The sequence below is a fragment of the Polyangium sorediatum genome, assembly GCF_029946465.1.
GTDB lineage: Bacteria > Myxococcota_A > Polyangia > Polyangiales > Polyangiaceae > Polyangium > Polyangium fumosum.
This window is the reverse complement of sequence record NZ_JARZHI010000018.1, coordinates 14,072-26,949: the sequence shown is the minus strand read 5'-3', so window position 1 is coordinate 26,949 and position 12,878 is coordinate 14,072. Positions and strand designations below refer to the sequence as shown.

Below are 12,878 nucleotides of genomic sequence, written 5' to 3'. Positions count from 1 at the left end.
AGCCCCCGGGGTCGAGTGTCACCCCACCCGATCCCGGAGCGGCACCGAAGCCACCCGCTTCGGCTCGGCGGCCCGATCGAAGGGCGCGCCCGCGGCCTCCAGCGCCGTGATCGCCTCCGCCGCGAGCCGCATCGCACGAACGCCATCCTCCGCCGATACCTTCGGCCGATCGCCCCGGACGACGCTCTCCCGGAACGCGACGAGCAGGCGCGCGAGGTCGCCTCCACGCGGCGGCGTGCGCGTCCGTTTGCCCCCGGCGTCGCTCACTTCCACGAGGTCACGTCCTTCCGAGCGTATCCAGGACAAACGCCTTCCATCGGCGAGGCGCGCGCGCACTTCGAGGGCGTCCGCGGCCTCGGCGAGCAAGAGCTCGATCGTCACGTCCGGCTGCGAGGGACCAGCGCCGCGCGCGCGCAAGGTCACGCGTTCGGGCCGACCGCCGCCCTTGGCCGTGGCCTTTCGAATGCGGAGCTCCTCGCCTGTCACGGCGTGCGCCACGTCGCCGAGGTGGATCAAGAGCTCGTAGAGCGCCGTGCGCGACCACGCGTGCAAGCTCGCGGGCGAGGTGGCCGTGGCCCGGTGAACGACCTCGATTTCGAGAGGACGATCGGGCCCTTTTCGATCCGCGAGCACCGTGAGAATTTCTTCGAGCCCGCCCGCCGTGCGGAGCTGCTGCGCCACCGTGATGCGCTCGTTTGCCTCGGCGGCGAGCGCTTCGGCCTCGGCGAGGTTCGCGCCGAGCGGTTTTTCCACGAGGCACGGGAGCCCGCGCGTAAGCGCGTCGCGCGTGATTTCCGCGTGCTGCCGCGTGCTCGTGGCGACGATCACCGCGTCGATCGGGGTCCGCTCGCAGAGCTCGGCGAGCGTGCGCGCGCGGGGCACGTCGGCCGCGATCTCCGGCAGATCCTTGTCCGGCGCGTGCGGGGAGGCGATGCCGGAGAGGACGAACCCGCCCGCTTGTTCCAGCGCCGCCGCGAAGGCGAGGCCCCGCCGGCCCGTGCCGACGATCGCGACACGGACGGCACGCGGCGCGGGGGAGGGTTGGGCCACGGGCAGGTGGATACGCTCGCGCGGCGCTTCCGGGAGCGGGATGTCGTCGCTCCGCGGGATGCGGCCGTCGCCGAAGCGGAGCTCGTCGAGGCGGTCGATCCCCGGCCGAAACCGCGCGATGCGGGGCTCGGTGAGGCAACGCTCGGGCGTGATTTTCTCGCCCGGGATGGCCCGGAGCTCGCCCGTGCCGAAGACCGCCGCATAAGGCTTCCATACGCCCGTGCAGACGAGGTCGAAGCGGCAATCGGCGCAGGCCGGGCCTTTCTGCTTTTGCGGGAGGTCCTCCGTCAGCGCGCCGCTGAGCGAGACGAGCACGTCGCTCCACGGCATCATCTCTTCGAGCTGGCATGGCGGCACGCCTTGGCGCGAGCCCACCACGACCTCGACGCCGAGCTCGTTTGCCAGCGCGATCGCGCGCTTCAGGTAGGGCATGACGTCCGAGAAGCGGGGCACGTGGTCGGCGAGGCGCTCGAGGGCCTTGTATTGCGGCGTGACGTACGCGAACGAGATGCCGATCCGCGCGCCGAACTCGGCGTGCATCCACTCGACGAACCGCACGAGGTGCCGATAGTTCTGCGCGGAGACGACGTGGTTCACGTCGAGCCGGAGCGCCTCGTGGCGCGCGAAGAGGTGGAGCGCCCGCACCGTCCGGGCGTGGTCACCCATCTTTCGGGTTTGCAGCCGCGCGAGCGCCTCGTCGTGCGCGTGCAGCGAGACGAAGACGTTCGTGAGGCCGGCCGCGACGAGAGCGTCGACCTTCTCCGGTTTGTCGAGGAGCACCGCATTCGTGACGAGCTCGACGCTGCGGACGCCGGTCCGCTTGGCCACGGACACGTAATCGACGAGGTGGCGCGAGAGCGTGGGTTCGCCGCCGCTGAACGAGATTTGCTCGACCCCCGTCCGGCCGAGGCGCGCGATCCGCCGCATCATCCGGCCCGGATCCTCCTCCACGTTGTGGGAGGTCTCGTTTGCGCTGCAGAACCAGCAATCCTGGTTGCAATGGACCGTCGGGCGGAGGACGGTAAAAAACGCCGCGCGCGCCGCGCTCTTGCGGGTCTCGTCCCAGCGCTCGCGCGGGCGCTGCTGCGGGGCGCGCGGCAAGGGGGACAAGCCCGCGGCGCCGTGCGTGGAGAGGTAGAGCGTGGTCGTGCCCGGGCAAGCGCGCGAGGCGCCGCAGGCGTCGCAGGCCGGCGCGAGCGAGGAGGTGGCGTGGCGTGGCATGGGACGGCCGCCGCGATCGGCGAGCAAACGCTCGGGGACGTCGATGCCGCCGTCCGGGGTCTTGGCGGCGACGGCGCAGAGCGGGATCCCGTCGCGCTCGGTCAACGTGATTTCGAGCCCTTTTTCTCGGGCAAACCCGATCGCCGCGAGGAGCCTGTCCCGCGTCCGATCCCAGCGCGGCGGCGCGAGCTCGCGCGGCGCGCGTCCATCCACCGGCCGGAGCGCGGACGGCGCGTAGAGGCGGACACGACGCGCGCTCGGCGCGACACCCGCGAGGAGCGCGATCAGCCCGCGGAGGTCCTGGATCGAGGGATCGAGCACCGGGATCTCGAAGACGAGGTCGAGCCCCGTCGCCGCGATGGCGCCGAGGCCCGCGAGGCCCGCGGAGAACGCGCCTCGCACGCGGGCGATCGCGTCGTGCACGGCCGCTCGGTCGCTCGCGAGGAAAAACACGATGCCCGAGAGGCCCGCCGCGCGGAGCTCGTCGGCGCGCCCCTCGGCGGCGTAGGCCACGCCGTTCGTCCGCGCGTACACCGCGCCCCAGCCCGCGTCGCGCGCGTTCTGCACGATCGCGCGCAGATCCTTCAGACGTGAAGCTTCTCCGCGCAGCTCGAGCACGCCGCCGCCACGACGGAGCTCGCGCTGCTGCGTTCCTTCGTCCGGCGGCTTGCCTCGGCAATCACAGACGGGGCAGGCGAGGTTGCAGCCCTCGGCGAGCAGGAGGCTCGTGTCGGTCGTGCCGGCGCGGGGGCTCATGGGAGAGCGCATTGTTCGCCGTGGGAGACGCCGCGCGCAAGAGGCATGGGACTAGGGTACGATGCCCGTGATGCGCGTCGCGCGGGTGCTCACGAACGAGACCTGCAACCAGGGTTGCGGCTTCTGCTCGGCGCGAAGGCCGGTCGAACGGCCCGATTTCGTCCGCCCCGCGGCCGTGCTCGCTCGCATCGACGAGGCGCTCGCCAAGGGCACGCGCGAGGTCGTGCTGACGGGCGGCGAGCCCACGATGCGCCGGGATCTCGCGGCGCTCGTCCGCCACGCCCGCGCGCGCGGCGCCGAGCGTGTCGTGCTGGAGACGAACGCGTCGCTCGTCACGGAGAGCCTCGCGCGCGCGCTCGCCGACGCGGGCCTCTCGGTCGCGCGCGTGCACGTGCCGGCGTTTGGCCCCGAGGCGGACGGGATCACGCGCGACGAGGGCGGGTTCTCCGCTGCGCTCACGGGCGCGCGTGCCCTCGCTGCCGCGGGGATCCCGCTGGAGATCACGACGCCGATCGTTCGGAACAACCTCGATCTCGTGGCGGGGATCCCGGGCGGCGTGCGCGCGGCGAACCTCCCGGCCTTGCGCCTCCTCGCGTCCATCCCCGTGGAGGCGCCGGATCCTGCGACGCTCGCGCCTCTCGAAGGCGCCGCGCGTGCGCTCGAACGGCTCGATCAGGCCGCGCGGGAGGCCGGCATCCCGCTCTCGCTCGACCCCGGCGCGGCCATCCCTCCGTGCTCGTTCGAGCGGCCCGCGCGTCTCGCGCATCTCTACGCGCTAAACCCCGGCGGCGCGAATCGCCCGGGCCACGAGCGCGTGCCCGCGTGCGGCGCGTGTGTCGTTTCGGATCGTTGTCCCGGCGTGCCGCGCGCGCTCCTCGCGCGAGAGCCTACGTCCGCCTTCCGGCCCCTCACGGAGGACCGGGTTCGCCGCAAGCTCACGGTGATCTCGTCGGTGCGCGAGCAGATCGATCGTGAGCTCGTGACCCGCGACGTCCACCGCGCGCCCGACGGCCGGCTCGTGCCTTCGCACATCGTGCGCATCCAGTTTCAGTGCAACCAGGCCTGCGATTTTTGCTTCGTCTCCACGCACCTGCCGGCGCCCGAGGACGAGGCGGTGCGCCGCGCGATCCTCGAGATCGCGCACGCCGGTGGTGTGCTGCAAGTCTCGGGCGGCGAGCCGACCTTGAACGGCCGTCTCCGCGAGTACGTCGCGCTCGCGAAACGGGAAGGGGCGATGGCGGTGGAGCTGCAGACGAACGCGGTGCGCCTCGGGGAGCCGGGCCGCGCGCGCGAGCTCGAAGAGGCTGGGCTCGACGTGGCGTTCGTATCGCTGCACGGGTCGCGCGCGGAGATTTCGGACATGATCACGCGGGCGCCGGGCACGTTCGAGAAGACGGCGCGGGGGCTCGACGCGCTCGCGCAGACGAAGATCCGCGTGCGGCTGAACTTCGTCTTTTGCGCGCCGAACCAGGCGGATTTCCCGGACTTCGTGCGGCTCGTCGCGGCGCGCTGGCCGGCGGCGGAGATCTGCGTCTCCGTCGTCGGAGCGTTCACGGACCTCGTGCCCCGCACGGAGAGCTTGATCCCGCGGTACACGGATCTGCTGCCTGCGATGCGCGAGGGCCTCGGGATCGCGCGCGCGGCCGGGATCCCGGTGCTCGGCTTCGAGTCGATGTGCGGGATCCCGCTCTGCCTCGCGCCCGTCGATCCACGCGGGTTCTTCGACCTCGCCGAGATCCCGAGTGGGCACGACGGCGGCGAGTTTGTCCGCGCAGAAGCGTGCGGGCGGTGTGAACTTTCGGCGCGTTGCTTCGGCCTGCGGCGCAGCTACGCCGAGCTTCATGGAACCAGCGAGGCGCGGGCGATCGTGCGGGGGGCCGAAATCGGCTGACGCCTCCGTCCGCGGTTCGTGCTTCCCCCTTCCCTCGTAGGGCGGTATGGAGCGTGCCGTGTCGGGGGTACGGAGCAAAAGGGTGCCGGGCGAGCGAGACAAGGCCACGACCGTTCTGTCCATGGTCGGCCTCCCTGCGCGGGGAAAGACGTACATCGGGCGCCGCGTGGCGCGTTACCTGAGCTGGCTCGGTCATCCGACCCGCGTGTTCAACGTGGGGAGTTACCGTCGCCGGCAGATCGGCGCGAGCCAGCCTGCCGACTTCTTCGCGCCGTCGAACAAGGAAGGCCGGCAGGTCCTGCACGACCTCGCCATGACGGCGCTCGACGACATGCTCGTCTGGCTGCGCGAGGGCGGCGAGGTCGGCATCTTCGACGCGACGAACAGCACGAAGGAGCGCAGGCGCCTCGTCGAGGAGCGGTGCCGCAAGGAGGGGCTGCCGGTCGTTTTCATCGAGTCGTTCTGCAACGACCCGGGGGTGATCGAGGCGAACGTCCGCGATACGAAGCTCAAGTCGCCGGACTACGTCGACATGGATCCGGACGCGGCGGCGCAGGACTTCCTGCGGCGCATCGCCCACTACGAGAGCATGTACGAGACGCTCGAGGATCCGAACCAGAGCTACATCAAGATCATCGACGTCGGCCGTCAGGTGATCCTGAACCGGATCCACGGCTACCTGCCCGCGCGCCTCGCGCCGTTGCTCATCGACCTGCACGTCTCGCCGCGCCCGATCTGGCTGACGCGGCACGGGCAAAGCGACTACAACCGGCACGGCCGCATCGGCGGTGATCCCGAACTCTCCCCGGCGGGTGAGGAGTACGCGAAGCACCTGGCGGAGTTCGTTCGGAAGAACGCGCCGCGGGATCAAGAGGTGTCGGTCTGGACGAGCACGCTGCGGCGGACGATCCAGACGGCGACGAAGATCACGCGGTCACCGCGGACCTGGCGGGCGCTCGACGAGATCGACGCGGGCGTTTGCGACGGGATGACGTACGACCAGGTGCGGATCGAGATGCCGGACGTGTGGGCTGCGCGGAGCGCGGACAAATTCCGGTATCGATATCCGCGGGGCGAGTCGTACGAGGACGTGATCCAGCGGCTCGACCCGGTGATCATCCAGCTCGAACGCCAGCGCTCGCCGACCTTGGTGATCGCGCACCAGGCGGTGCTTCGGGCGATTTACGCGTACCTGATGGACCGGCCGCCGGGTGAGTGCCCGTCGATCAGCGTGCCATTGCACACGGTGATTCAGTTGACGCCGACGGCGTACGGCTGCGAAGAGAAACGATTCGCGCTGCCGCCGAACGTGGAGGATCAGGGGGCGGGGGGATAGGTTTTACCAGGGAAACCATTCCCCCGGCATCGTTTGCCACGCCGTGAGGTCGTTTGGAGCGGCGCGCGGCCTGGCTTGGCCCTCAGGGCTCGTAACCGTAATACACGGACTCGGGTGAGCGTTCGGGAGCCTCTGTGTCCTCGGCCGGCGGTTTGGGGGTCAGGCGGAGGTGCTGGCGAATCGAGGAGATCCCGGTCTCGCGCTCCGGGAAGGGGAGACGCCACACGGAGTCCTTCACGCAGGCGCCGAACGAGGTTTCGCCCGGCGGCGAGATGAGCTTCACGTCGCCGACGAAGCCGTCCGCGCCCACGCGGAACTGGAGGTTGAGGTCGATCGGCTCGCCCGGGCGCTTGTCGAACTCGATGCGGTAGCAGTCCCGGATCTCAGCGTGGAGGACCGCGAGGCCGACGTCGACGTCTTCGCGTGTGAGGTTGCCCGAGACCCGGGCTTCTTCGGCTTCCTCCAGCGTCACGGTGTCCGACGCTTGCGCGTCGGGCGGCGATAACGTCGCGCGCGCGCGTGGCTTCAGAGGCTCGGCGACCGTCACGTCGAACACGGGGACCGACCGCGTCTCGCCGTTTCGCGTCTGCATCGTTCGCTCGACCGAGAGGATGGATGCGATGACGCCGCGGGCCTCTTCGAGCCGCGTGTCTGGCGACAAACGGATCATCGCGCGGTCACGCGTTCGATCCTGCGGGTCGTGGTGCGCGCCGTGGTCCTTCCAGAGGTCCGCCACCACCGCGGCCAGCACCGGGTGACGCACGTTTCCCGCCGCAGCTTCGCGGGGCGCGCGGCGCAGCGTGGTGACGATGTCGCGGATGCGCCACTTCAAGACGAACTCGTCGAGCGAGGCGTCGATGTCGAGGAAGCCAGGCGGAGGCGCGTGGGGCGCGTGGGTCTCGATGGGCTCGGCAGGCCCGAGGAGCGGCGGCGCGAGCGGAATGGCAGGCACGGCGATACGGGTGCCGAACCGCGGATCGGGCAGCGTGATGCGGAGGGGGGTGCTGAAGTAGCGGCCTTTGAGGAGAAGGTCGTACGAGCTGTCGTCGAGGCCGTCGAAGCGCACGGGCACGCCGTGCTCCCAGCGCGCCGGGGAGAACTGAAAGCCGAGCACGATCTGCGCGGGGGTCGTGGGCGGGAGCTCGGTCGGGAAAGGGCTCGCGAGATCCACGACGAGCGTGCCCGGAGGCAAGGACGGGTCCGCGAGGGAGACGCCGGGGTTCGTGGTGAGGCGGGTCTGGTCGGCGACGAGGGATTCGATGTGGCGGAGCGCGGCGTTCGTGGGGAGCACGAAGAGGGCCGGCGCGAGCGCGAGGAGGAATGTCACGAGCAAGGTGGGGCGCGCGCGGGAGAGGGCGCCCGTGAGGCCACGCGGCGGCATCGCGACGAGCGTCGTGAGGACGATCGGGAGGGCGAAGAGCGCGCCAGTGGCAGCGAGCTCGACCGTCGTGCGGCGGAGGTCGCGCGCGGCGCGCCCGAGCGCGGGGAGGGGGGCGCCCGGCGTCGAGAGGACGATGACCTCGCCCATCGCAGGCGCGAGCGACGCGAGGAGGACGCCGCCGATGCCGGCGCACGCGGCGGCGAGCAGGCGCGTGGCGGCATACCCGTCGCCGCGGTTCGTCCGCGACGCGCCGAGCACCACGGCGACGAGGCCCATGCCCGCGGGCAGCGCCGCGATCCAGCTCCCGACCGCATCGCGGCCGAGGTCGTCCTTGCCGAGGAGGCGCGCGACGAGCGCCGCCGCCGGGAGGGAGAGCGTGGCGACGATGAGCGCGGCGAGGGGGCGGTTGTCCTTGTTGATCGACGCCGTCACGCGTCCCGGCCGGAGCGAGAGCGCGGCGATGCCGAGCGAGATCGACGCGACGAGCAGGCCTGCGCCTTCGAGGGAGGCGCGGGTCGTCAGCGCGAAGGCGGCGGCGCGGGCGCGGTCGCCGAGGGAGAGATCGGGCGCGCTCGCGAGCGGATCGGGCATCCATGCGATCGAGGCCGCGAGCGTGATGGCCGCGAGGAAGGCGGGCGGGAGGCAGACGAGGGACGCCGAGGCGCGTCGCTCCGCGACGAAGCGAGCGAGCGCGACGGTCGCGGCGAGCGCGAATCCGAGCGCGAAGCCCACGGCGAGCGCGCCGCGTGGCTCGGCGAGGTGCAGGCTGAAGAAGGCGACGCGCACGAGCCCCGCTTCGGCTTCGGCGAGCAGGACGAGCGCGACGGCGATCGGCACGAGGAGCGTGATCGTCGCGACAGCGAGGTTTTGCCGCGTGCGTCGGGACGCGCGGCGGGCTCGCTCTTCGGGCTTGCCCGAGGCGTCCTTGTCAGCCACGCCGCGCAGCGTATCCGGACCGCGCCCCGCGCCGCGAGGGAAAAACCGTGGCAACGCGTCGCGGCCGTCGATACCCTGCACGGCATGCGCGCCGCGGGCGTCTTCGCGTGGGCCCTCTTGACGGCTGCGGCCGCGTCGGCCGAAGCATTCCCGGCCTACTTGCTGGGCAAGAGGGAGTCGAAGATCACGAGCAGCGCGACGACCGTGGTGATCGCGCGGCGCGGGACGCGCACCGTCGTCTCGATGCAGATCCAAATGGACTACATCGACTTGGCCGAGCCCTCCGCTGTCGACGACGAGTTCGCGCCCAGGACCTTCGAGGTCGAGATGATCGTGCCCGTGCCGGCCACGCTCGACCACGACGCGGTGCGGAGGCTCCCGAGCGACATCTTCGAGCGGCTCGAAGTGATCAGCGCGCCGCGGCTCGTCGAATCCTGGCAGCAGGATCCCTGCACCTACGCGGATATCGCCTCGATCGCGGCCCGCGACAAGGAGGGCGGCCCGAGCGCGCTGCCGGACGAGGGCGCTCTACGTGCCCGCGCCCCGGAAACGTCCCGCGTCCAGATCGACACGCCATTCGGGGCCTATGTCACGATCCTCGAAGCATCCGACCTGGAGCGTTGGATCGACGGATTTAGGCGTCCCCGTCGCATCCCGGAGAACGTTGCGACCGTGCTGCGCTCGTACAAGGAGGCCGGGTGGAAATTCCTCGTGTCGGATCTCCGCTTCTCGAAGGACGAGATGCGGAACGGCCGCGTCGTGCCCCCGCCCCTTCGATTCGAATACGACGCAGAGGCGGTCCGGCTGCCTTTGCGCCTCGGGCTCTCGAGCGCGGCGGGCACGCACGACCTCGTGGTGCACGTGTTCGCGGAGGACAGGTACGAGGCCGCGAATTTCCCGAACCTCACGATTCCCACGAACGTGGAGGTCGACGTGGCGGCCCGCGCGCACTTCGGTGAGCTCTACGCGTCGCTCTTCGACGCGACGCTCGACAAGAATCAAGGCGCGTTCGTGACCGAATACGCGTGGGACACGGAGTCGTGTGACCCGTGCCCTGGGCCCTTGCTTTCGCCTGAGGCGATGCGATTGCTGGGCGCGCCGTCGGGGATGGTCGTGCATACGCGGCTTCACGCGCGTTATCGCAAAGAGGCGCTCGGGGAGGACCCCGTGTTGCGGGTCGCGCCGCCGGTCCAGGGCGGGCGCGGCGGCGACGGGCAGGCGGCGGTGCCCGCGGAGGTGAGCACGTTTCAGGGGCGTTACGTTCTTCGCAACCGCTGGCAGGGCCCGGTGACGTGCCCGAACCCCGATTTCGACATCTGGGGCGGGCCGCCGCGCGCGGACCTCACGAGCGTGCGGCCCGCCGCGCCGTCGTCCGAGGTGGCGCGGGGAAAGGTCTATCTTTCAGCGATGGTGCGCGATTCCGTGCCCGCTGCCGGGATCGAATCGAAGCTTCGTCCGGACGGGGCCTCGGCGGGAAGGCGATTCTTGCTCGGCTTCGGCCTCGGCGCGGGCGCGGGGCTCTGCGGCACGATCGGCGTGGTATTGGCGGTGACCGGAAGAAAACGCGGTTCGCGCAGGAATTCGCCATAACACGAGCGCTCGATCCTCGCTTGACATCCCCTTCGCGGGTCGCATCATGAGCGATCCTCCGTGAATGCGGCGCGAAGGTGTATTCGCGGGTCCGGGACGGCTTCGACAGAACGGGAGATTCACGATGCGACGATATCTTGGTTATTCGATTCTCGGTTCGCTCGCTTGCCTCCTCGCGCTGAACGCGGGGTGCGAAGGCGAGGATCTCAACACGGGCGGCGCGGGCGGATCGGGGCTCACCACGAATACGGGCAGCGCCGGCGCGGGCGCCGGGACGGGCGGCGCGGGCGGGATCGTGCAGGAGAGCTTCATCCGGATCCATTATCGGCTGCAGGACGGCGGCGATCCGAAGTCGTGGGGCGTGCATTTCTGGGGCGCGGGCTCGACGTCGCCGGCGTGGGGAACGCCGCAGGTGTTCGACGGGACGGACGAGTTCGGCGTGTACACCGACGTGCGGGTGACCGTGACCGGCGACGCGGATGACGCGTGGCTCGGGCTCATCCCGGTGCAATGCTCGAACGGCGATTGCAAGAAGGACGTCGAGACGGGGGTTCGTTTCGTCGATCTCACGAAAAACGCCCAGGATGCGAACGTCGCCGAGTGCTGGATCACGCAGGGCCAGGCCGTCTCGACGACGCCGCCGGCGGCGGCGGGGCCGGCGTACGAGATCTCGCGGCCGAAGGATTTCATCGACCTCGGCAATGGCAGCGTGCGGATGATGTTCCGGGTGGCGAAGGGCTCGACGGGCACGGTCGAGTACGGCGCGGCTGCGGGCACGCTCGACAAGAAGGCGACGTGGACATCCGCGGACGACATCAACAAGAATGGCCTCGTGATCACGGGTCTGACGCCCGGGGAGGCCATGTATTACCGGATCTCGACGAAGCTCGACGTCGATGGGCAGACGCTCGAAGACACGTCGGACGTGCTTGATCTGAAGCCGATCTCGTATACGCCGATCACGGACGCGGCCGACTGGGCGTCGTGGGGCAGCAAGGGGATCATGTACCAGCTCATCGTGCGCACGTTCGCGGACGGCGGCGCGACGAAGGCGGTCGGCGATTCCAAGGCCGAGAGCGGCATCGATACGACGAAGATGGACGGCGTGGGTGATCTCGTCGGCCTGCGGAAGGCACTGCCGTACCTGAAGGAGCTCGGCGCCGACGCCATCTGGATGACGCCGGTCTTCAAGGCGAAGAGCTACCACGGCTACGACACGACGGATTTCTACGACATCGATCCGTCGGTCGGCACGATGAAGGATTTCACCGATCTGACGGCGGCGGCGCACGCCGCGGGGATCAAGATCATCCTCGATCTCGTGCAGAACCACGTGGCCGACGTGAACCCCTGGTTCGTCGCGGGCGCGGATCCGAAGCACGCCGATTACGACAAGTACCACGACTGGTTCGTCTGGTCCGATCAATACTCGAACATGCTGGCGGACGGGCACCCGTGGGACGGCTCGGCCGTGATGTGGGCGTGCAAGAACTACCAGTGCTACCACCAGATCTTCGGCGGCCCGATGCCGGAGCTCAACTACAGGAACCCCGCGGTGCGCGCCGAGATGAAGAAGATCTCGCAGCACTGGATCGATCTCGGGGCGGACGGGTACCGCCTCGACGCGTCGAAGCACATCGATCAATTCGACGACAACGCGAAGATCTCGCTCGACAAGCACGGCACGCACGTGTGGTGGAAGGAGTTCAACCATTTCGTCAAGAAAGAGGTCGTGCGGCCCGCGGGCTCGGCCGCGGTGCTCCTGACGGGCGAGAATCGCTGGGACGATCCGGCCCAGTACGGCGAGATGATGCCGTACGGGGGCGACATGGACTCGCAGTTCGACTTCCCGTTCCGCAGCATCGTCGGCAATTTCGTGAACGGGCAGGCGGGCGAGGCGATCGATTTCGTGGGGTACGTGAACAAGGTCCAGGCCGACCTCGCGGCCGGAGGCAATGGCGGCAGCCCGCACCATTACCTCGAGCGGTTCCTGTCGAACCACGACCTCGAGCGGCCGGCGACGCAATTCGAAGGTGCGGGCGCGGCGCTCGACGCGAAGCTGAAGCAGGCCGCGACGATCGTGCTCACCGTGCCGGGCATGCCGGTCATCTATTACGGGGAGGAGTTCGGCAAGAAGGGCAAGCGCGACAAGTTCCTCGGGAACGAGGCGTGGGACCGCGACGAGCTCATCCGCGAGCCGATGAGCTGGTTCGAGACGAACGTGTTCACCGGCGACAAGACGGCGGCGTGGAACATCGACGCGGCGGCCACGAACGAGGCGAACAAGGACGTGCTGCCCTTCGCGGGCGTGGGCATCACGGTCGCGCCGAACCCGGAGTACCCGTTCGTGAAGTTCATGGCGGAGCAGGAGCCGGCCTCGTGGGCCGCGCAAGAAACCGACGCATCGAGCCTCTTGCATCACTACCGGAAGCTCGTCGCGATCCGGAAGGCGCACGCGGTGTTCACGGACCTCGCCGCGACGATCACGCTCGTGAAGAACACGACCGACGTCTACGAATACAAGCTCCAGAGCGGCGCGGAGACGATCTCGGTCGTCCTGAACCGCACGTCGACGCCGCAGACGATCCCCTGGGGCGCCGCGGCGACGGAGCTCCTCAGCGGAATGACGGGCATGTCGTTCGATGTGCCCGCGTACGGGGCGATCATCGTGCAGAACAACTAAAAATGTACGGATGAGAAAAACACGGGCTGCGCCC

Annotated in this window: 6 protein-coding genes; 4 read left to right on the top strand and 2 right to left on the bottom strand. The window is 69.8% G+C overall.

The genetic code is table 11. From position 1 onward, the window contains the following. Positions 1-18: 18 nt before the first annotated feature. Complete coding sequence (locus tag QHF89_RS21050) at positions 19-3,027, bottom strand: radical SAM protein (protein ID WP_136969948.1); 3,009 nt, start codon at positions 3,025-3,027, stop codon at positions 19-21. A 70-nt stretch (positions 3,028-3,097) separates the two neighbouring features. Between QHF89_RS21050 and QHF89_RS21045 the strand changes: the two genes are divergently transcribed. Beyond that, positions 3,098-4,918 (top strand): radical SAM protein, encoded by a 1,821-nt coding sequence (locus tag QHF89_RS21045; RefSeq protein WP_284720748.1) that lies wholly within the window; start codon positions 3,098-3,100, stop codon positions 4,916-4,918. A 46-nt stretch (positions 4,919-4,964) separates the two neighbouring features. After that, complete coding sequence (locus QHF89_RS21040; protein ID WP_136935719.1) at positions 4,965-6,254, top strand: bifunctional nucleoside/nucleotide kinase/histidine phosphatase family protein; 1,290 nt, start codon at positions 4,965-4,967, stop codon at positions 6,252-6,254. A gap of 82 nt (positions 6,255-6,336) precedes the next feature. On the opposite strand, the gene QHF89_RS21035 is transcribed toward QHF89_RS21040, so the two are convergent. Then, positions 6,337-8,571, bottom strand: a complete 2,235-nt coding sequence (locus QHF89_RS21035; RefSeq protein WP_136969950.1) for a hypothetical protein — start codon at positions 8,569-8,571, stop codon at positions 6,337-6,339. 84 nt (positions 8,572-8,655) lie between these two features. Between QHF89_RS21035 and QHF89_RS21030 the strand changes: the two genes are divergently transcribed. Together QHF89_RS21030 and QHF89_RS21025 are read left to right on the top strand one after the other, a co-directional pair. Next, the gene (locus QHF89_RS21030) at positions 8,656-10,161 is read left to right on the top strand and encodes a DUF2330 domain-containing protein (protein WP_136969951.1); all 1,506 of its coding nucleotides are present in this window, start codon (positions 8,656-8,658) and stop codon (positions 10,159-10,161) included. 124 nt (positions 10,162-10,285) lie between these two features. Continuing rightward, a complete protein-coding gene (locus QHF89_RS21025; RefSeq protein ID WP_284720747.1) occupies positions 10,286-12,844 on the top strand; it encodes an alpha-amylase family glycosyl hydrolase in 2,559 nt (852 codons plus the stop codon). Positions 12,845-12,878 lie beyond the last annotated feature (34 nt).